This is a genomic window from Pseudoalteromonas shioyasakiensis (assembly GCF_022398475.1).
Classification (GTDB): Bacteria; Pseudomonadota; Gammaproteobacteria; order Enterobacterales; family Alteromonadaceae; genus Pseudoalteromonas.
The window spans coordinates 14,281-34,569 of record NZ_JAKEVM010000007.1 but is presented as its reverse complement, the minus strand read 5'-3'; the positions used below and the strand labels follow the sequence as shown (position 1 = coordinate 34,569).

At 41.4% G+C, this 20,289-nt stretch carries 18 protein-coding genes; 15 read left to right on the top strand and 3 right to left on the bottom strand.

Annotated features, from left to right (window positions below; all coding sequences use genetic code 11):
- Positions 1-13 precede the first annotated feature (13 nt).
- The 6 genes from dnaN to L1D51_RS02840 all read left to right on the top strand — a co-directional run bounded on the left by dnaN (position 14) and on the right by L1D51_RS02840 (position 8,287).
- Complete coding sequence (gene dnaN / locus L1D51_RS02865) at positions 14-1,117, top strand: DNA polymerase III subunit beta (protein WP_054563760.1); 1,104 nt, start codon at positions 14-16, stop codon at positions 1,115-1,117.
- 6 nt (positions 1,118-1,123) lie between these two features.
- Positions 1,124-2,218: a DNA replication/repair protein RecF gene (gene recF / locus L1D51_RS02860; protein WP_054563761.1), complete on the top strand. Its 1,095-nt coding sequence runs from the start codon at positions 1,124-1,126 to the stop codon at positions 2,216-2,218.
- A 12-nt stretch (positions 2,219-2,230) separates the two neighbouring features.
- Positions 2,231-4,657, top strand: coding sequence for a DNA topoisomerase (ATP-hydrolyzing) subunit B (gene gyrB, locus L1D51_RS02855; RefSeq protein WP_054563762.1), 2,427 nt, complete (start codon positions 2,231-2,233; stop codon positions 4,655-4,657).
- Positions 4,658-4,798: 141 nt separating this feature from the next.
- The gene (gene glyQ, locus L1D51_RS02850; RefSeq protein ID WP_054554789.1) at positions 4,799-5,698 is read left to right on the top strand and encodes a glycine--tRNA ligase subunit alpha; all 900 of its coding nucleotides are present in this window, start codon (positions 4,799-4,801) and stop codon (positions 5,696-5,698) included.
- An 8-nt stretch (positions 5,699-5,706) separates the two neighbouring features.
- The gene (gene glyS, locus L1D51_RS02845; RefSeq protein ID WP_239962553.1) at positions 5,707-7,776 is read left to right on the top strand and encodes a glycine--tRNA ligase subunit beta; all 2,070 of its coding nucleotides are present in this window, start codon (positions 5,707-5,709) and stop codon (positions 7,774-7,776) included.
- Between the two features lie 61 nt (positions 7,777-7,837).
- Positions 7,838-8,287 carry an early set domain-containing protein gene (locus L1D51_RS02840; protein ID WP_054563764.1) on the top strand — a complete coding sequence of 150 codons (450 nt, stop codon included), beginning with the start codon at positions 7,838-7,840 and terminating at the stop codon, positions 8,285-8,287.
- Positions 8,288-8,491: 204 nt separating this feature from the next.
- On the opposite strand, the gene tusA is transcribed toward L1D51_RS02840, so the two are convergent.
- The 3 genes from tusA to fadB all read right to left on the bottom strand — a co-directional run bounded on the left by tusA (position 8,492) and on the right by fadB (position 12,216).
- The gene (gene tusA / locus L1D51_RS02835; protein ID WP_054554785.1) at positions 8,492-8,731 is read right to left on the bottom strand and encodes a sulfurtransferase TusA; all 240 of its coding nucleotides are present in this window, start codon (positions 8,729-8,731) and stop codon (positions 8,492-8,494) included.
- A gap of 153 nt (positions 8,732-8,884) precedes the next feature.
- Positions 8,885-10,051, bottom strand: coding sequence for an acetyl-CoA C-acyltransferase FadA (gene fadA, locus L1D51_RS02830; protein WP_054563765.1), 1,167 nt, complete (start codon positions 10,049-10,051; stop codon positions 8,885-8,887).
- Positions 10,052-10,056: 5 nt separating this feature from the next.
- Positions 10,057-12,216, bottom strand: coding sequence for a fatty acid oxidation complex subunit alpha FadB (fadB, locus tag L1D51_RS02825; protein WP_054563766.1), 2,160 nt, complete (start codon positions 12,214-12,216; stop codon positions 10,057-10,059).
- Between the two features lie 195 nt (positions 12,217-12,411).
- Here fadB and L1D51_RS02820 point away from each other — a divergent pair, with 195 nt between their 5' ends.
- From L1D51_RS02820 to L1D51_RS02780, 9 genes are all read left to right on the top strand, one after another.
- The gene (locus tag L1D51_RS02820) at positions 12,412-14,298 is read left to right on the top strand and encodes a transglycosylase SLT domain-containing protein (protein WP_054563767.1); all 1,887 of its coding nucleotides are present in this window, start codon (positions 12,412-12,414) and stop codon (positions 14,296-14,298) included.
- Between the two features lie 93 nt (positions 14,299-14,391).
- Entirely contained in the window at positions 14,392-15,714 is a 1,323-nt protein-coding gene (gene pepQ / locus L1D51_RS02815) for a Xaa-Pro dipeptidase (protein ID WP_239962551.1), read from the top strand.
- A 57-nt stretch (positions 15,715-15,771) separates the two neighbouring features.
- Positions 15,772-16,389: a YigZ family protein gene (locus L1D51_RS02810; RefSeq protein ID WP_054563769.1), complete on the top strand. Its 618-nt coding sequence runs from the start codon at positions 15,772-15,774 to the stop codon at positions 16,387-16,389.
- A 95-nt stretch (positions 16,390-16,484) separates the two neighbouring features.
- Positions 16,485-17,936 (top strand): TrkH family potassium uptake protein, encoded by a 1,452-nt coding sequence (locus tag L1D51_RS02805; RefSeq protein ID WP_054563770.1) that lies wholly within the window; start codon positions 16,485-16,487, stop codon positions 17,934-17,936.
- A 38-nt stretch (positions 17,937-17,974) separates the two neighbouring features.
- Positions 17,975-18,631, top strand: a complete 657-nt coding sequence (locus L1D51_RS02800) for a flagellar brake domain-containing protein (RefSeq protein ID WP_054563771.1) — start codon at positions 17,975-17,977, stop codon at positions 18,629-18,631.
- 468 nt (positions 18,632-19,099) lie between these two features.
- Positions 19,100-19,309, top strand: a complete 210-nt coding sequence (locus tag L1D51_RS02795; protein ID WP_054563772.1) for an EF-hand domain-containing protein — start codon at positions 19,100-19,102, stop codon at positions 19,307-19,309.
- 67 nt (positions 19,310-19,376) lie between these two features.
- Positions 19,377-19,589: an EF-hand domain-containing protein gene (locus L1D51_RS02790; protein ID WP_054554776.1), complete on the top strand. Its 213-nt coding sequence runs from the start codon at positions 19,377-19,379 to the stop codon at positions 19,587-19,589.
- Between the two features lie 140 nt (positions 19,590-19,729).
- The gene (locus L1D51_RS02785; RefSeq protein WP_055022185.1) at positions 19,730-19,945 is read left to right on the top strand and encodes an EF-hand domain-containing protein; all 216 of its coding nucleotides are present in this window, start codon (positions 19,730-19,732) and stop codon (positions 19,943-19,945) included.
- 86 nt (positions 19,946-20,031) lie between these two features.
- On the top strand, positions 20,032-20,250 hold the full coding sequence (locus tag L1D51_RS02780; RefSeq protein ID WP_054563774.1) for an EF-hand domain-containing protein: 219 nt from the start codon (positions 20,032-20,034) through the stop codon (positions 20,248-20,250).
- Positions 20,251-20,289 lie beyond the last annotated feature (39 nt).

The following is a 20,289-nucleotide window of genomic DNA, read 5'->3' as shown; positions in this document are numbered from 1 at the left end:
GGCCGACTTTATTATGCAAATAACAATATCAAGAGAGCAATTTTTAAAACCTTTAGTTCAAGTGTCTGGTGCGATTGAGCGTAAGCACACCTTACCGATTTTATCGAACGTACTGTTAGTTGTTGAAAACGGGCAACTTTCGATGACGGGTACTGATCTTGAAATTGAGTTAGTGGCGAGTGTGTTTGTCGGTGAAGATACCACAGATACGCAACTCACTTTACCAGCTAAAAAGTTACTCGATATTTGTAAAAGTTTACCTGATGGCTCAGACCTAACGTTAAGTAGCCAAGATCATCAGTTACTATTAACAAGTGGTAAAAGCCGTTTTTCTTTAACTACGCTGGCCGCTGAAGATTTTCCGAATCTTGAGCAGTGGGATGGTGAAGTTGAATTTCAACTAACGCGTTTAGAATTGCGTAAACTTTTAGAAAGCACGCACTTTTCTATGGCGAATCAAGACGTACGTTATTACTTAAACGGTATGTCATTTGAAGTTGATAACGCAGATATCAAAACAGTGGCTACAGATGGCCACCGTTTGGCAATTGCACAAAAGCAATTACCACAGTCTTTAAATACACAGCGTCAGTTAATTATTCCACGTAAAGGTGTGCAAGAAATTATGCGCCTAATGGTGGCTGATGATGAGCTAGTAACCATTCAATTTGGTGCTAACCATATTCGTATTATTGATACTGAGTTTACATTTACTAGTAAACTAGTTGATGGTCGTTTCCCTGATTATCGTCGAGTATTGCCGCGTGGTGGTGACAAAGTAATTACAGCTAATCGTGAATGGTTGCGCAGTGCTTTCCAACGTGTGTCTATTTTATCGAATGAAAAATTCCGTGGTGTACGTTTAAACCTGTCTGAAGGTTTATTAAAAATTACAGCAAACAACCCTGAGCAAGAACAAGCTGAAGAGGTCGTTGAAGTAATGTACCAAGGCGGCGAACTTGAAATTGGCTTTAACGTTTCTTATGTACTTGATGTACTTAATACATTAAAAACAGAAGATGTAACCTTTACACTTGCAGACTCTAATAGCAGTGCGCTAATTGAAGGTGCAGGTGACGAAGAAGCTATGTACGTTGTTATGCCGATGCGCCTATAAGCTTATATGAGTTTAAGTCATTTAAGCCTCAATAATTTTCGAAATATTGAGGCGCTGACACTTGAGCCGGTTAATGGCATTAACATTATTTATGGCGAAAATGGCAGCGGAAAAACCAGTCTCCTTGAGGCGATATATTTCCTTTCTCACGGTAAATCATTTCGTACCGCCAAACATAAAAATATCATTCAGCATCAACAAGACAAGTTTGTGATTCATGGGCGCAAAGCGCTGCATGATTTGTCTATTCCGATTGGTATAAGCAAAAACCAAGCGGGTGAAACATCTTTAAAGATTCAGGGCAAAACGAGCCGTAAAATCTCTGAATTAGCTCAACTAGTGCCGGTGCAAGTTATTACTCCAGAAAGCTACTCATTGTTTTTTGGTGGCCCAAAAGAGCGTAGAAAATTTCTCGATTTAGGATTGTTCCACGTGGAACATGACTTTTTTTACTTGTGGCAGTCTTTTAATAAAGTACTGAAACAACGTAATGCTTTATTAAAAAGTAAACCTAGAGATTATTTCGAACAGATCAAGTTTTGGGATAAAGAATTTGTTAGACTAGCTGAACAAATAAATAATCTAAGAATCGCGTATATAAGTAGGTTTAAGCAGCAGTTTTTTGATAAAATGTGTGCAGAATTAACGCTTGTAAGCGATTTAGAAATTAACTTTCATGCGGGCTGGAAAGAGAGTGAAACGCTCTCAGAGGCGCTTGAGCAAAGCTTTGAACGTGATGCCAAACAAGGTTTCACAAGTAAAGGTCCGCATAAAGCTGATTTTAGTTTTAGCGTTTCTGGTAACAGTGTAGAAAATACCTTTTCTCGCGGTCAATTGAAGCTCTTGCTTTATGCGTTAAAAGTAACGCAAAATAGCTTAATTGAGTCAGAAACAGATAAGCAATCTATATTGCTAATAGATGACTTACCTTCAGAACTAGGTGAAGATACAAAAGAAAAAGTGGGTCAACTTTTGACTCATTGCGATTCGCAACTTTTTATCTCATCAATTTTATCTGAAAGTATTTCTGCTGTGGTGGAACCCATGCAACGAGAACTAAAAATGTTCCACGTGAAACATGGCAACCTAATAACAAGATAAGTGGGATTAACCATGTCTGAGAATTACGATTCGTCGAGTATTAAAGTACTTAAAGGATTAGACGCAGTAAGAAAGCGTCCAGGAATGTATATAGGGGACACCGATGACGGTACAGGCCTTCACCATATGGTGTTTGAGGTTGTTGATAACTCTATCGATGAAGCCTTAGCTGGTCATTGTGATGATATTTTTGTAACGATTCACTTAGACGGTTCAGTCTCTGTAAGAGATAACGGTCGTGGTATTCCTACATCTATTCACGAAGAAGAAGGTGTTTCTGCGGCTGAAGTTATCATGACGGTACTTCACGCTGGTGGTAAGTTTGATGATAACTCTTATAAAGTATCTGGTGGCTTACACGGTGTAGGTGTTTCGGTAGTAAATGCACTATCTGAAAAGCTGCAACTGACCATTCGTCGTGAAGGCAAAATTCACCAACAAACATATACTATGGGTGTACCAGATGCGCCATTAGCTATAATTGGTGACGCAACAGACACAGGTACTGAATTACGTTTCTGGCCAAGTGGTGAAACATTCACTGACCTTAACTTCCACTACGATATTTTAGCAAAGCGTTTACGTGAGCTTTCGTTCTTAAACTCTGGTGTAAGTATCATTCTTACTGATGAGCGCGAAGAATCTAAAAATGACCACTTCAAATATGACGGTGGTATCCAAGCATTCGTAGAATATCTAAACCGTAACAAAACACCTGTACATAAAAGTGTTTTCCACTTTACCCATGAGCGTGAAGAAGACGGTATTAGTGTAGAAGTTTCAATGCAATGGAACGATGGCTTCCAAGAAAGCATTTACTGTTTCACAAACAACATTCCACAACGTGATGGTGGTACGCACTTAGCTGGCTTTAGAGCAGCACTAACACGTACGCTAAATAACTACATGGAAAAAGAAGGCTTTAATAAGAAAGCTAAAACAACAAGCAATGCAACGGGTGATGATGCTCGTGAAGGCTTAACTGCGGTTGTAAGTGTTAAAGTTCCTGATCCTAAGTTCTCATCACAAACTAAAGACAAACTAGTATCAAGTGAAGTTAAGTCTGCTGTAGAACAAGCAATGGCAGAAAAATTAACAGAGTTCTTATTAGAAAACCCAGTTGATGCTAAAACAGTTGTTGGCAAAATTATTGATGCAGCACGAGCTCGTGAAGCAGCACGTAAAGCACGTGAAATGACACGCCGTAAAGGTGCAATGGATTTAGCTGGCTTACCAGGTAAATTGGCAGACTGCCAAGAAAAAGATCCAGCACTTTCTGAACTATACATAGTGGAGGGTGACTCTGCAGGTGGTTCAGCTAAGCAGGGTCGTAACCGTAAAAACCAAGCAATTTTGCCACTTAAAGGTAAGATTCTTAACGTTGAAAAAGCACGCTTTGATAAGATGCTTTCTTCTCAAGAAGTAGCAACTCTAATCACTGCATTAGGTTGTGGTATTGGTCGTGATGAATATGACCCAGAAAAGCTACGCTATCATCGTATCATTATCATGACCGATGCGGACGTGGATGGTTCTCACATTCGTACCTTGCTACTGACTTTCTTCTACCGTCAAATGCCAGAGATTGTAGAAAAAGGCTTTATCTATATTGCGCAGCCACCACTTTATAAAGTGAAAAAAGGTAAGCAAGAACGCTACATTAAAGATGACCCAGCGCTTGTTGATTACTTAACATCATTAGCATTAAACAATGCTGCACTTTATACAAGCGAAGGTGCATCTGCACTTGAAGGTGAAGAACTAGAAAGAATTGTTCACGACTATCAAAATACAGTTAAAGTGATTGAGCGCTTAAAACGTAAATATCCAAATTCGGTTATGGAACGTTTAATTTATCAAAGTGAAATTACCGAAGCTGATTTAGCAGATGAAGCAAAAGTTAAAGAGTGGACTAACACCCTTGTTGACGACTTAATTGCACGTGATGAAGATGCAACTATCTTCCATGCGGGTACTGAGCACGATACTGAGCGCAACATGTATTATCCTGTTGTGAATATTCGTCAGCATGGTGTGGATAAAGCACATGTACTTAACCATGACTTCATCACATCGCGTGACTACAAACGCATTGCAGCGACAGGCGTAAACATTGCTAACTTACTTGAAGAAGGGGCATATGTTCAACGCGGTGAGAAAACTCTAGCTGTTGATAACTTTGTGGATGCATTAGAGTGGCTAATCAATGAGTCGAAGCGTGGTCTTTATATCCAACGTTATAAAGGACTCGGTGAGATGAACCCTGATCAGCTTTGGGAAACCACTATGGACCCAGATGCTCGTCGTATGTTGAAAGTAACAATTGAAGATGCCGTAGCTGCAGACCAATTGTTCGCGACTCTAATGGGTGATCAAGTTGAGCCGCGTCGTGACTTCATCGAAACGAATGCGCTACGTGTAGTTAACCTAGACGTATAACGCTAAATTAAGAATTAAAAAGGAGCCTACAGGCTCCTTTTTTTATTGCTGAAAAAGCACAAACTGCTTAAAACCTTACTGCACACAAGGTATACTGAGAGCAATTTTCAGACTAAACGCACCAGATACTATAAGCCAAATATGCAAAAATATGACGTTAAAACCTTTCAAGGTTTGATCCTGGCTTTACAGGACTATTGGGCACAGCAAGGCTGTGTGATTGCTCAACCACTTGATATGGAAGTGGGAGCAGGGACATTTCATCCGTTAACTTTCTTAAAGTCGATTGGCCCAGAGCCAATGTCGAGCGCGTATGTTCAACCATGCCGCCGTCCAACTGATGGTCGTTATGGTGAAAACCCGAACCGTTTACAGCATTACTACCAATTCCAAGTAGTATTAAAGCCATCACCAGAAAACATCCAGGAGCTCTATTTAGGCTCTTTAGCTGCCGTTGGTATCGATACACTAACTGATGAAGTTCGCTTCGTAGAAGACAACTGGGAGTCTCCTACATTAGGTGCATGGGGTCTAGGTTGGGAGATCTGGTTAAACGGCATGGAAGTAACTCAGTTTACTTACTTCCAACAAGTAGGTGGCTTAGAGTGCTCACCTGTAACCGGTGAAATCACTTATGGTCTTGAGCGTTTAGCAATGTATATTCAGGGCGTAGATAGTATCTATGACCTAGTATGGGCAGACGGTCCTATGGGTCGTGTGACATACGGTGATGTATTCCATCAAAACGAAGTAGAGCAGTCAGCTTATAACTTCGAACAAGCGGATGTTGAGTTCTTATTTGCACAGTTCGATCACTGTGAAAAAGAAAGCGAAAAGCTAATTGAAGCAGGCTTACCATTACCAGCTTATGAGCAAGTAATGAAAGCCTCACATGCGTTTAACTTATTAGACGCTCGTCACGCTATCTCAGTAACAGAACGTCAACGTTATATCTTACGTGTTCGTGCTTTATCTAAAGCATGTGCGCAAAGTTACTATGATGCCCGTGAAGCTCTTGGTTTCCCGCTTTGTAAGGATTAAGAATTAGCATGTCAGCAGAAAATTTATTAGTAGAAATTGGCACAGAAGAGTTGCCACCGAAAGCACTTCGTAAACTTGCTGAGTCGTTTGCTGAGAACTTAGCAACAGAGCTTGCAAGCTTAGAATTAAATCACCAAGGCGTTAACTGGTACGCATCACCACGTCGTTTAGGTTTGCGTGTTACTGCACTTGAGGCTAAGCAAAGTGACAAGGTTGTAGAAAAGCGTGGTCCTGCAGTTGCAGCAGCTTTTGATGCCGATGGTAATCCAACTAAAGCAGCAATGGGTTGGGCTCGTAGTTGTGGTATCGATGTAAGCGATGCACAAACACTTGAGACAGATAAAGGCGCTTGGTTATTACATAAGGCACAGGTTGAAGGTCAAGCAACTACATCACTTATGAGTGATGCTGTAAACAAAGCACTTACTAAATTACCTATCCCTAAACCAATGCGTTGGGGTGCAAATAAAACACAATTTATTCGCCCTGTGCACACAGCGACTATCTTATTTGGTAGCACGCTAATTGAAGGTGAAATCCTTGGTAAGCAAGTTGGCAACCAATTACAAGGTCACCGTTTCCATCATCCAGAAAAAGTAACAATCAACCACGCTGATGATGTGTTTGATGTTCTTAAATCTGCTTACGTTGTCGCTGACTTCGAAGCGCGTAAAGCACAAATTCGCGAACAAATTGAAGCAGCAGCTAGCGCTGTAAATGCAAAAGTAGCGATGGATGAAGACTTACTTGAAGAAGTAACATCCTTGGTTGAATGGCCAGTAACGCTGACAGCAACATTCGAAGAAGCATTTTTAGATGTTCCTTCAGAAGCGCTTATCTATACTATGAAGGACGACCAAAAGTACTTCCCGTTATTAGACCAAGATGGCAACTTACTAAACAAGTTCCTATTTGTTTCAAATATCGAAAGTAAAGATCCAAGCGTGGTAATTGCTGGTAACGAAAAAGTTGTTCGTCCTCGTTTAGCGGATGCGCAGTTCTTCTACGAAACAGATAAGAAGAAAACGCTAGAGAGCCGTTTAGAATCGCTAGATACCGTTTTATTCCAAAAGCAACTTGGTACGCTGAAAGATAAATCTGAACGTATTAGTGAACTTGCCGGTTATATTGCTGAGCAATTAGGTGCTGATGCAGAGCTGGCTAAGCGAGCAGGTTTATTAAGTAAAACAGACTTAATGACCGAAATGGTTATGGAGTTTACCGACGTACAAGGTGTAATGGGTATGCATTACGCCCGTCACGACGGTGAAGCAGAAGAAGTGGCACTAGCGCAAAACGAACAATATATGCCTCGCTTCGCGGGTGATAACTTACCAACAAATGTGATCAGCTGTGCGGTAGCAATTGCTGATAAGTTTGATACGCTGGTGGGTATTTTTGGTATTGGTCAAGCGCCAAAAGGCGACAAAGACCCATTTGCACTACGCCGTGCAGCTATCGGTGCATTACGCATCATGGTTGAAAAATCATTACCGCTAGATATCTTAGACCTTGTTGCTAAGTCACAAACGCTATTCGGTGAAAAGCTAACGAACCTAAACGTATCAACAGATGTGTTTGAGTTTATGTTAGGTCGTTTCCGCGCATGGTATCAAGATGAAGGTATCGAAGTTGATGTCATTCAAGCAGTGCTAGCACGTCGCCCAACTAAACCAGTTGATTTCGACCGCCGTGTTAAAGCAGTAAGTCACTTCCGTACATTAGACGCAGCAGAAGCGCTTGCAGCAGCAAATAAACGTGTAAGCAATATCTTGGCTAAGAATGACATCACAACACAAGGTGATGTGAATGAGAGCCTATTAAGCGATGACGCAGAAAAAGTATTAGCGTCACACGTTGCTAAGTTTGCAACTGAGCTTGCACCTTTATATGCAAATGGCGATTACCAAGAAGCATTGTCACAACTTGCGGGTATCCGTGAGAGTGTTGATAACTTCTTCGATAACGTCATGGTAATGGCCGATGACGAAGCGGTTAAACAAAACCGTTTAGCATTATTAAGCCAACTAAGCCGTCTGTTTTTAGATATTGCTGATATTTCTGTACTTCAGAAGTAAGCAGTAGCCAATTAATAAAAGCCAGCTCAGTGCTGGCTTTTTTGTAGCAAAAGGAACAGTAATGAAACGTGTAATTACTTTAGCATTAGCAGGCTTATTAACGGCCTGTTCTAGCCAAATGCAAATGCCAAGCATCGACGATATTCTGCCTAGCAAAGAGCTTGACCGTACTATGTATTTACGTGGTGATTTCACCTTATGGGATGCCGAGCCGCAGTATCAATTAGAGCAAGTTGCACCGGGCATATTCCAAACCGACGTTAAGTTTTCAACACCAGGTAAGGTTTATGAATTCAAAGTAGCGGATGCAGATTTTAGCGAAGGCTATAACTGTGGTTACAGTGATATGGACCCAGCAGGGCAATCATTAGTGCTAGGCCAAGCCGCCAATGCAGACTGTAATACCATCTACAATTATTTCAGCTTTAAACCCGCTGCAAAAGGCGTGTATGTCGTGAGCTTTGATTACCGCAATAGTAATCAACCAAAAGTGACAGTAACGAAGAAATAGCTTTAAGCTTTCAGCTGTCAGTTTTAAGCCGTTCGAGTGAGCGTTTAATATTGATAAATGCTCACTTTTAATTTTAATTGATTAACTCGAAACTCGAAACTCGAAACTCGAAACTCGAAACTCGAAACTCGAAACTCGAAACTCGAAACTCGAAACTCGAAACTCGAAACTCGAAACTCGAAACTCGAAACTCGAAACTCGTTGTTACAACCCTTTCTTCACCAAGTATCGATAGGGTGCTTGTTCTACATCTTTAGCCACAAGTGTGTGATCCATAAAAGTACAAAAGCTTGGGATATCGCGGGTGGTTGATGGGTCATCGGCGATGATAAGTAATGTTTCGCCATCTTTCATTTTACGTACTGCGCCACGCACCATCATAACAGGTTCTGGACAACGTAGGCCAAGTGCATCTAATTGGTGATCGGGATTATCAAAACTCATGGCTGACCTTTTAGGTGAAAGAGACGATTAATAAGCAGCTATTTTAACTTTCTATTGCCGCCAGTTTCAATAACCGAAAGCAAAGCAAATAAAAAAGGCGCACTGAGCAAGTCAGTGCGCCTTTTTATCACCAAGATGTTTGGTGTGAGCTCGTTATTCTACGCGCTCAAATACAGTTGCAATACCTTGGCCTAAACCAATACACATAGTTGCTAGACCGTATTTAGCGTTCTTGTCTTCCATTAGATGAACAAGCGTTGTGCTAATACGTGAACCAGAACAACCAAGTGGGTGACCAAGTGCAATTGCACCACCATTTAGGTTAACTTTCTCATCTACCACATCCATCAGACCGAGGTCTTTTAACACTGGTAGAGATTGTGCTGCGAACGCTTCGTTAAGCTCAGCAACATCGATATCGTCGATGGTGATACCTGCTTGTTGAAGTGCTTTTTGCGAAGCTGGAACTGGGCCGTAACCCATGATTGATGGATCGCAACCTGCAACAGCCATTGATTTAATACGCGCACGAATTGGTAAACCAAGTTCTTTTGCTTTCTCTTCGCTCATTACAAGCATTGCTGACGCGCCGTCAGAAAGTGCAGAAGAAGTACCTGCCGTTACGCTACCTGATGCTGGATTGAATACAGGGCGTAGTTGCGATAAGCCTTCAACAGTTGTCTCTGGGCGGATTACTTCATCGTCTTCAACTAAGATTAAAGAACCATCTGCATCGTGACCTTCCATTGGCAGGATTTCACGACGGAAACGACCTTCAACAGTTGCTGCGTGTGCACGTTGGTGTGAACGGTAAGCAAATTCGTCTTGTTGCTCGCGGCTAATGCCGTGCAGCGTAGCAAGGTATTCTGCAGTTAAACCCATTACGCCAGCAGCTTGTGCTACAGACGTTGATAAACCTGGGTGAAAATCATTACCGTGAGTCATAGGTACGTGACCCATGTGTTCAACACCACCAATGATGTAGGTATCACCAGCGCCAGTCATAATAGCGCGTGCTGCATCGTGTAATGCTTGCATTGATGAACCACATAAACGGTTAACTGTAACAGCTGGTACTGAGTGAGGGATACCGGCTAGTAGTGATGCGTTACGAGCAATGTTAAAACCTTGCTCTAAAGTTTGTTGTACACAGCCCCAGTAAATATCATCAATTGATGCTGGATCAACGGCTGGGTTACGGTCTAACAAACCTTTCATTAAGTGAGCACTTAAATCTTCCGCACGCTTGTTTTTGAATACGCCGTTCTTTGAACGACCCATTGGTGTGCGGATACAATCTACGATTACTGGATTATTCATGTTTCTTATCCTTCCACCTTATAGAATACACGGCCTTCTTCGGCCCACTTGCGAGTTTCATCTGATACTTGGTAAATCGCACCTAAATGAGCGTACTTGTCTGCTGTCGCAACAAAGTTCGCTAAACCAGTTTGATCTAAGTAACGGAATGCACCGCCTCTAAATGGAGGGAAACCAATGCCGTAAATTAGCGCCATGTCAGCTTCTTGTGGAGACGCTACGATACCTTCTTGTAAACAAAGTAGTACTTCGTTGATCATCGGGATCATACAACGGTCAATGATTTCTTGTTTGTCGAAATCTTTAGGTGCATCAGTGATAGCACTTAGTAACTGAGTTGCTGTTGCATCTTTTGCTTTTTTCAGGCGACCACGACGGTCTGGTGCGTACTGGTAGAAACCTGCACCATTTTTCTGACCAAAGCGTTTTTCGTTTGCAAATACAGTAACTGGGTCTTTATCTTGGCGAGCCATACGCTCAGGGAAACCGTCAGCCATTACACCTGTACAGTGGTAAGCCGTATCGATACCTACAACATCAAGAAGATATGCAGGACCCATTGGCCAACCAAATACATTTTCCATCACTTTATCAACTTTAGTGAAGTCAGCACCTTCAACAACAAGTTTGCTGAAACCTGCAAAGTAAGGGAATAGTACGCGGTTTACAAAGAAACCAGGGCAGTCGTTTACAACGATTGGTGATTTACCAAGTTTTAATGCGTAATCAACAACCGCATTAATTGTCGCTTCTGATGTTTTTTCACCACGAATGATTTCTACTAATGGCATTTTTGGCACTGGGTTAAAGAAGTGCATACCACAGAAGTTTTCTGGTTTTTCAAGTGCCGATGCTAACTCGTCAATACGAATTGTTGAGGTATTTGAAGTTAGGATAGTGCCCGCTGGTAAGTCTTTTTCAAGACCAGCAAGAACGGCTTGCTTCACTTTAGGGTTTTCAACTACGGCTTCAACAACGATGTCTGCGCTTTGTAAGTCTGAATCGTTTAGCGTTGGCTTGATCTTGCCTAAGGTAGCAACCATCTTATCCATCGCCATATGGCCACGTTGTACTTTTTTGCCAAGTAGCTTAGATGCTTCGCCCATTCCTAAATCAAGTGCATCTTGGTTGATGTCTTTCATGATAATAGGTGTGCCTTTATAAGCAGACTGGTATGCAATACCGCCGCCCATAATACCTGCGCCTAATACAGCTGCTTGTTTGATCTCAAGTTCACTGTGTTTAGCTTGCTTCTTCGCTTTACCTTTAATGTATTGGTCAGCTAAGAAAATACCTGTTTGTGCAGCAGCTTCGCTTGTTGCTGCTAATTTAGCAAAGTTAGCGTTTTCAATCGCCATTGCTTCAGCGCGTTCACAGTTTGCTGCAGCTTTGATTGTTTTTACAGCCATAACAGGTGCTGGGTAGTGACCTTTTGTCTGACCCATTACCATGCCTTCAGCCATCGCAAAGCTCATACCTTGCTCAACACGGTTCATTTTCAGTGGCTGTAATTTTACTTGTCGTTTTGCTTGCCAATCTAGCTTGCCAGCAATTGCTTGCTCAAGTGTTGCAATACTTGACTCTAAAAGTTTGTCAGCACTAACTACTGCGTCAAAAGCACCTACTTTTAAGGCATCAGCAGCGCGGTTTTCTTTACCTGTAGTGATCCATGTCATCGCATTATCAGCGCCAATAAGGCGCGGAAGGCGAACTGTACCACCAAAACCAGGCATGATGCCTAGTTTAACTTCAGGTAGGCCAATTTTAGCGTTAGAGCTAGCAACGCGGTAATCGGTAGCAAGTGCCCACTCACATCCACCGCCAAGCGCCATGCCGTTTACAGCACTTAGCGTTGGGAAAGGTAAATCTTCAATTGCATCAAAAACGTCAGTTGCATTTTTGATCCATGCAACAAGTTCTTCTTGAGGTTTAGTGAAGGTAGGTAAAAATTCGAAAATGTCGGCACCGATAATGAAATGATCTTTATCGCTGGTGAACACCATGCCTTTGATATCTGAGTTTGTTGCCAATTCTTTTAATGCTAAAGCGCAATCTTGCAAGGTTTGCTGCGAAAGTTTATTTACTGAGCCGTCTGCACAGAACTTAAACTCGGCGATGTTGTCCTTGATGAAAGCAACTTCAAATGAATCGCTTTTATATAACATTATTATTCTCCCTAGTTTATTAACTAAGACTGGTACGATGAGTTTGCATTTCAATCAGTGTGCTTGCTTTAAAATGAAAATGCAACGAAAAATTTACTGCGCTTTATCGCGATTGGTTAAAATATAGCTGGTTTGGTGCTAAGGTGTAGGAGAAGTTTTTTGTTATTAATTCTTTAATTTTTGTTAAAGGTCATCATGAAAAAACAACTCCTTGGTTGGACAGCTGCCGCATTACTTTTTCCTTTTTTTGCAGCTGAAGCCAACGATAAACATGACGCTTTTTTAAAAGCAGAAAAAAAGGCGCGTTACGGTGATTATCAAGACATGAAAGAGGCAGCAAGTGGGCTTGATCACCCTTTGAAGCCTTATGTCGAAAAGGCTTATTGGCAACGTAATCCGAGCTTAAAACACCAGACAGAAATCGAAAACTACCTCAATGTTTACCAAAACACGCCACTAGAGTGGCCTGTACGTAAGGCATGGCTAAATTACTTAAAAAAGTACAACAAAAAAGCGGCTTATATTCGTAACTATCGCGAAACAAGCAATAACGAATTGACCTGTCCTTATTTAAGTTTTCAATTGGACTTAGGTGCGCCTGAAAAAGCCATCATGAATCAAGTTACTGATTTATGGGTGGTAGGAAAATCACAACCAAAAGAGTGCGATAAGTTGTTCTCTCTTTGGAAGAAAAAAGGTTACCAGACCGAAGAGCGGGTTTGGCAGCGCATTAGCTTGGCTGCCGAAGGGGGCTCATCAAGTTTAATCCCATACTTAAAAACACTACTGCCTCGTGCTGACCAATATTTAGCTGATTTATATCTAAAGGTACGCAAAGATCCGAGTGCTTCAGCGGGCCTTTATCGCTACAAGAAAAAATCAGCTAAAGAAGGGCAGATTGCGATTTATGGAGTTAAGCGCCTAGTATGGCGAGATAAAGACCTTGCACTGCGTGCCTGGGAAAAGCTCGAAACCATGTTCGATTATACAGACGAGCAAAAAGCGGATGTTTACTACAGCTTTGCCTTGTCGCTTGCTTCAAGTGGCCACCAACAAGCGCGCTTTTGGTTAAATAAAGTGCCTAAAGACCGTCAAACTAGAAAGTTAATGCAATGGCAACTTGGCAATATGTTAGAGAGACAAGATTGGTCTGGCATTGTGGCGTTTTTTACAGGCAAAGAAAACCTGAGCCTAGGTCAACAATATTGGTTAGCATATAGCTTAAACCAACGTGGTGAAGTCGAGCGTGCTCGTGAAATCTGGCAAACAGTAGCTAAAGAGCGTGATTATTACGGCTTTTTAGCATCTGCACGCTTAGGTATTCCGGTTAGCTTAAATAATAAAGAGATAAATATTAGTAATAAGCTAAAGCTTGAAGTGGCGAATGCTCCAGGCTTTAAGCGAGCTCGTGCTTTATATGAGCTTGAGCGCTTTACATCTGCGCGTCGTGAGTGGAATTATTTAACGGGTACATCAACCAAAGAAGAAAAGCTCGCCGCGTCTTTGCTTGCTGCTGAACTTGATTGGTACGACAGTACTATCTACACTTTGGCGCAGTTAAAAGAGTGGGACTATGTCGACTTACGTTTCCCATTTGCGTTCAAAGATGTATTTGCAACATATAGCAGTCGCAGCCATATTGATGTTGCTTGGAGCATTGCAATTTCACGTCGTGAAAGTTCTTTTGCGCCCGATGCACGTTCTCATGCCAATGCCCATGGTTTGATGCAGTTGTTACCAAGCACTGCTAAGTATATGAATAAAAGCTCTGTATCACGAAAGCAGTTATACCAGCCTCGTACTAATATTCGCCTTGGTAGTGAGTATTTGCAGTATTTGAAAAAGAAAAACCACGGCAACGAAATCCTTGCAACGGCTTCTTATAATGCGGGTTATCATCGTATTAAACGTTGGATCCCAGAGCAAGCTATGCCAGCTGAACTGTGGATTGAGTTAATTCCTTATACAGAAACACGAAACTACGTTAAGAATGTATTTGCTTACAGGCAGGTTTATCACACACGATTAGGACGCGATGGCAATGTTCTAGCGCCAATTCTTGATATGTCGATGGGTGGTTAAACTCGATTTGTCACACTATCCTCCCTCAGTTGGGGGATGGTGCTGGCTATGATAGACTGCTAACAAGTTAAATTTACTAAAGATGGGTTTACTATGGATAAATTAGCGGTGTTATATGCCGAACATATTGCAACCTTGCAACAACGCACTCGAACAATTACAGAGCGTGAAGGTTTAGAAGGGTTAGTAATTCACTCAGGTCAGGCTAAACGTCAGTTTTTAGATGACATGTATTATCCGTTTAAGGTGAATCAGCAATTTAAAGCTTGGTTACCAGTGATCGACAACCCACATTGTTGGATTGTGGTTGATGGTGCATCTAAGCCGAAACTGATTTTTTATCGTCCTGTCGACTTTTGGCATAAAGTACCTGACGAACCACGTGATTTTTGGGCTGAGTATTTTGATATTGAATTATTAGTACAGCCAGATCAGGTAGAAAAACTGCTTCCTTATGATAAAGCTAAATATGCCTATATCGGTGAATACCTAGAAGTAGCGCAAGCGCTGGGCTTTAGTATTATGAACCCAGAGCCAGTTATGAACTACCTTCATTTTCATCGTGCTTATAAAACACAGTACGAGCTTGAGTGTTTACGCCAAGCTAACCGTATCGCGGTAGATGGCCACAAAGCAGCACGTGATACGTTTTTTGCTGGTGGTTCAGAGTTTGATATTCAGCAAGCTTACCTTATGGCTACCCGCCAGAGTGAAAACGAGATGCCTTACGGCAATATCGTTGCACTAAATGAGAACTGTGCAATTTTACATTACACGCATTTTGAACCTAAAGCGCCGCAAACGCATCACTCTTTCCTTATTGACGCAGGTGCAAACTTTAATGGTTATGCTGCTGATATCACACGTACTTATGATTTTAAAAAGTCAGGTGAGTTTAGCGATTTAATTAAAGAAATGACTGAGCATCAAATCGCTTTAGGTAAAGCATTAAAACCTGGCTTGTTATACGGTGAATTGCATTTAGATTGTCACCAGCGTGTAGCGCAAGTACTAAGCGACTTTAATATTGTGAAGTTACCAGCCGCTGAAATTGTTGAGCGTGGTATTACGTCGACGTTCTTCCCGCATGGTCTTGGTCATCACCTTGGTTTACAAGTTCACGATATGGGTGGCTTCATGGCTGATGATACAGGTGCGCACCAAGCACCACCTGAAGGTCATCCGTTCCTACGTTGCACTCGCTTAATCGAAAAGAACCAAGTATTTACTATTGAACCTGGTTTATACTTTATCGACTCGTTATTAGGTGACCTTGCGCAAACTGACAACAAACAGTTTATTAACTGGGAAAAAGTTGAAGAGTTTAAGCCATTTGGCGGTATCCGTATTGAAGATAATATTATCGTTCATGAAGATAGCCTAGAAAACATGACTCGTGATCTACACTTAGATTAACGATAAAGGTTAGTGAATATCGGGGCCAATAGGCCCCATTTTTTTAGATAAGCAATTATGTCTGAATACCAATATCCGGCTGAGCCGGTTTTTTACCAAGAAGAAATCAAAAAAAGCACCTTTATTGTGCATATTGCCCACACCCCAGATCTTGCGTCAGCAAAAGCCTTTATCAAAGAAATTCAAGATAAATACAGCGATGCTCGTCATAATTGCTGGGCACATGTTGCGGGTAACCCCGGTGGTAGTCATGTGTATGGCTTTTCTGATGATGGTGAGCCCAATGGTACAGCAGGTAAGCCAATGCTTAATGTATTAACAGGCTCTGGTATTGGTGAAATTACAGCGGTGGTAACCCGTTATTTCGGGGGCATCAAGCTTGGTACAGGTGGGCTAGTTCGCGCCTATGGCGGTAGTTTAAATAATGCCATGCGAGAGCTTAAAACCATTACCAAGGTACCGAGTGTTGAGCTGGTTGGCCAAAGTGATTACAGCGTACAAGGTGCAATTGAGCAGTTATTAAAAAATCAGTATCAGGTGCTTAATATCGAAAAACAATTTGCAGAGAACATCACATGGCAAATTGAAATCGATAGCCGTCAGGCAGAGCAAGCGATTGATGATATCCATGAATTGACTCATGGCGGAGTTAGCCTAAAAGTCAGAAAAATTTGAAATGTAAAAATAATACATTCCGTTTACTTACAATTAAGGCTGTAAGACAATAAACTGTATTAGCTAAACATTTAATAAGAAAGCGATACGCCTAGATGCAATTTCGTACCATAATAAAAATTCTCGGCCAGCTGGTGGCGTTATTTAGTATCACTATGGTGCCACCGGCACTGGTGTCTTTGATCTACAAAGACGGTGGTGGTGTGCCATTCGTTCTCGCTTTCATTTTTAGTGTTGTTATTGGTTTAGCAGCTTATTATCCAAACCGTCATGAGCATGGTGATCTTAAAGCCCGTGAAGGCTTCTTGATTGTAGTCTTGTTCTGGTTGGTACTAGGTACCTTCGCTGCGGTGCCTTTAGTGTTCTTACAAGAGCCTAATCTTTCCTTAGCTGACTCCGTATTTGAGGCCTTTTCAGGGCTGACAACCACAGGGGCTACCGTACTTACGGGCATAGAATACCTACCTAAATCAGTCCTCTTTTATCGCCAGCAACTGCAATGGCTAGGTGGTATGGGGATCATCGTACTAGCAGTCGCGGTACTGCCTATGCTAGGGGTCGGTGGTATGCAGCTATACCGTGCAGAAACACCAGGTCCGGTTAAAGACTCAAAAATGACACCGCGTATTGCCGATACCGCAAAGCATCTTTGGTATATCTATGTATCGCTGACGATAGCCTGTACGCTTGCTTATTGGGCTGCAGGAATGGATTGGTTTGATGCAATCTGTCATGCGTTCTCTACGATTGCGATAGGCGGCTTCTCTACCTACGATGCATCAATGGGGCAGTTTGATAGCCCATTAATTAACTTTATTTGCGTAGTGTTTTTGCTGATCGCAGCCATTAACTTCTCGCTGCATTATGCGGCGGTAGCTTCACGCAATATTCGTGTTTATTTACGCGACCCTGAATTTAAAGTGTTCTTATTGATTCAATTAGCATTGGTCATTGTCTGTTTTACTGTACTGTCTTCAAATAATATTTATGCTGATGGTGATGAGACTCTCGATCAAGCTATGTTCCAAGCGGTATCAATGAGTACTACCGCGGGCTTTGCGACAGACAACTTCTCAGCATGGCCGCTGTTCTTACCTATTTTACTTATTTTCTCAAGTTTTATTGGCGGCTGTGCCGGCTCTACCGGTGGTGGTATGAAGGTCGTGCGGGTGTTCTTACTTTATTTACAAGGTATTCGTGAGCTCAATCGTCTTGTGCATCCAAGGGCTATTTATTCAATTAAATTAGGCCGAAAAGCACTCCCAGATAAAGTTGTAGAAGCTGTTTGGGGCTTTTTCTCTGCGTATGCTTTGGTGTTTGTCATTATTATGTTGGCGCTGATGGGCACCGGCATGGATAACATCAGTGCATTCTCAGCAACAGCTGCTTGCTTAAATAACTTAGGCCCAGGTTTAGGTGAAGTCGCTGCTCATTACGGAGCGATTTCTGATACGGCAAAATGGCTACTTACTATTGCAATGGTATTTGGTCGTTTAGAAATATTCACCCTATTAGTGTTATTTACGCCAACCTTCTGGCGAGGCTAATCAAAGTAAGGTGATTATCTAGAAGTGGAGGCATTACTGTGCCAAAAACTCAAAAACAACGTAATCTTGAAAAGCTAACCTGTATCCCTGCGGGTAGTTTGGTAGATGTTGAAATTACTACACCAACCGACAGTAAACGCGTAAAAACAGAATTTATTGGTTTGATGAATGATCAGTACATCATTATCAATTACCCATCAGCAAAGCGTTTAGCAAATGGTAGTGATTTCATCAAAGATGGGGTGATGGTCGTTATACGCGCGGTACTTGAAGCGGGTGGTGGGCAAGTAATTGCTTTTCGTCAGCAAATAAGCGCCTTGGCATCGCATCCTCACCGTTTAATTTTTCTCGAGTTTCCTAAGCAAGTGCAGCTTTATAGCTTACGTAGTGAAGCGCGTATACCTACGTTATTCCCTGCAAACTTAATCATTGCAGAGCAAAAACTGGCAGGGCTTATCAAAGATATTTCACTCACAGGCGTGCAGTTTGATCTTAATAGCAAGGAGGACTTAAGCGCTTTTAAAGGGCAAAGCTGCCAAATCACACTTAGTAAACGTGAGTTTAATGGCACAGTATGTAGCGTGCGCAAAAGAGCAGGCGGTTTTATGTTCGGTGTACAGCTTGATACGAGTGAAGATGAAATGAAAGCGTTTATGAAAGAGCACTTAATTGACCTTTCTGTGTTGGATATCTAATACCAATTCGCCATTTTGCAACAAAATGGCTATTTTCACCGATTTAGCCCTATAAATATTAAAATTAATTTATAAATAAATTTAAATAACCAATTAAATCAATATGTTATCAATTAAATTAATTTCGATTTTTTTCTTCAAGTTTTGTTGTTCAGATAGAGTTTATTTTCAAATTTCTAATTTTTCTGTTTTCTAATCCGAGTTAATCGCTATTGTCTCCATTTTAATCTTTGTAACTTATTGATTTTAAAGGTGACAAAAAACCAACCACCGAGCTTGTTGCAAAACAGCAACAAACAAATAGCGTTATTTCCCCCTAATTATCGATGTTATAGTTTAATGCATTGATTTTATTGTTCTTTTTAACTTTGGCATCGAAGTTGAAATAGTCTTAGCGAACACAGAGAAAAACTGATTCAGGAACATATCCTTTATCACAGTTGAGACAACATTGAAGGAATAGTGATTATGAAAACGTTACACAAAACTTTAGCACTTGTAGCTCTTGCAACTTCATCAGCAGCGTTTGCCGCTGACTTTGACACACTGGATGTTAATGGCGATGGCGCTATCAGCAAAAGCGAAGCATCAGTAAGCGAAACGTTAATGAGCCAATTTAAAGAGCTTGATACAGACGGCAACGGTGAGCTGTCTAAACAAGAGTACTCAAAAGCTTAATTTCATTGTAAGGACACACTGAAAAGGACTTCTAACTCAAGACAACACATTTTGAAGGAATGACATTATGAACACAGTAAATAAAACACTAGCACTTATGGCACTTGTATCTTCATCAGCAGCATTTGCGATGAGTGATTTCGATACTCTAGATGTTGATGGCAATGGTGTTATCAGCCAAAGCGAAGCATCGGTAGATGCAGAGCTAATGAGCAAATTCAGTGAATTAGACACTGACGGTAACGGTGAGTTATCGAAACAAGAATTTTCAAAAGCTTAATGTGATTAAGCAAAACCAGTTTATTTAGCTGATTAGTTCTGAGCTGCCAAAGACAGCCTAAATGGATAAGGGAATCCATGACAAAGGACAACACTGGAAGTGTGATCAGCTAACACTCTTAAAATTGAAGGAATATGATTATGAAAACAGTAAACAAAACATTAGCTTTAATCGCACTTGCATCTTCTTCAGCAGCTTTTGCAGCAACTGATTTTGACACTCTAGACGTAGACGGTAACGGCGTGGTTAGCAAAAGTGAAGCAGCCGTTGACGCAAAAATTATGTCGCAGTTTAAAACATTAGACGTGAATGGCGACGGCGTTCTTACTGAAGCAGAGTTCTCTGAAGCCGAATAACTGAATTAATACGTAGTTATACCAATTTCCACTAAACAGGGATCTCAGAAACGGATTTCACTCTTTTCAAATTCAAGGTAGTTATTATGAAACAGTTAAGCACAACAATCGCAATTTTAGCACTAGCAACATCATCAGCAGCCTTTGCACAAGGCGTAAGCTTTTCAACATTCGATACCGACGGTGATGGTGTGATCAGCAAAGAAGAAGCGTCTGCAAATATGCAGCTTGAAAAGCTATTTCCAGAGCTAGATAGCGATGGTAATGGCGAACTTTCAAAAGAAGAGTTCGCTCAAATTCAATAGAATCTTTTAGAAAAGTTAGGTACTTTCACTTCAAGAGTC

Excerpts from the sequence above, each read along its gene's own strand:
- L1D51_RS02780 (WP_054563774.1), top strand. The coding sequence starts at position 20,032 with ATGAAACAGTTAAGCACAACAATCGCAATTTTAGCACTAGCAACATCA.
- glyS (WP_239962553.1), top strand. The coding sequence starts at position 5,707 with ATGTCAGCAGAAAATTTATTAGTAGAAATTGGCACAGAAGAGTTGCCA.
- L1D51_RS02790 (WP_054554776.1), top strand. The coding sequence starts at position 19,377 with ATGAACACAGTAAATAAAACACTAGCACTTATGGCACTTGTATCTTCA.
- L1D51_RS02810 (WP_054563769.1), top strand. The coding sequence starts at position 15,772 with ATGTCTGAATACCAATATCCGGCTGAGCCGGTTTTTTACCAAGAAGAA.
- pepQ (WP_239962551.1), top strand. The coding sequence starts at position 14,392 with ATGGATAAATTAGCGGTGTTATATGCCGAACATATTGCAACCTTGCAA.
- gyrB (WP_054563762.1), top strand. The coding sequence starts at position 2,231 with ATGTCTGAGAATTACGATTCGTCGAGTATTAAAGTACTTAAAGGATTA.
- L1D51_RS02795 (WP_054563772.1), top strand. The coding sequence starts at position 19,100 with ATGAAAACGTTACACAAAACTTTAGCACTTGTAGCTCTTGCAACTTCA.
- glyQ (WP_054554789.1), top strand. The coding sequence starts at position 4,799 with ATGCAAAAATATGACGTTAAAACCTTTCAAGGTTTGATCCTGGCTTTA.
- dnaN (WP_054563760.1), top strand. The coding sequence starts at position 14 with ATGCAAATAACAATATCAAGAGAGCAATTTTTAAAACCTTTAGTTCAA.
- tusA (WP_054554785.1), bottom strand. The coding sequence starts at position 8,731 with ATGAGTTTTGATAATCCCGATCACCAATTAGATGCACTTGGCCTACGT.
- L1D51_RS02785 (WP_055022185.1), top strand. The coding sequence starts at position 19,730 with ATGAAAACAGTAAACAAAACATTAGCTTTAATCGCACTTGCATCTTCT.
- fadA (WP_054563765.1), bottom strand. The coding sequence starts at position 10,051 with ATGAATAATCCAGTAATCGTAGATTGTATCCGCACACCAATGGGTCGT.
- L1D51_RS02840 (WP_054563764.1), top strand. The coding sequence starts at position 7,838 with ATGAAACGTGTAATTACTTTAGCATTAGCAGGCTTATTAACGGCCTGT.
- recF (WP_054563761.1), top strand. The coding sequence starts at position 1,124 with ATGAGTTTAAGTCATTTAAGCCTCAATAATTTTCGAAATATTGAGGCG.
- fadB (WP_054563766.1), bottom strand. The coding sequence starts at position 12,216 with ATGTTATATAAAAGCGATTCATTTGAAGTTGCTTTCATCAAGGACAAC.
- L1D51_RS02805 (WP_054563770.1), top strand. The coding sequence starts at position 16,485 with ATGCAATTTCGTACCATAATAAAAATTCTCGGCCAGCTGGTGGCGTTA.
- L1D51_RS02820 (WP_054563767.1), top strand. The coding sequence starts at position 12,412 with ATGAAAAAACAACTCCTTGGTTGGACAGCTGCCGCATTACTTTTTCCT.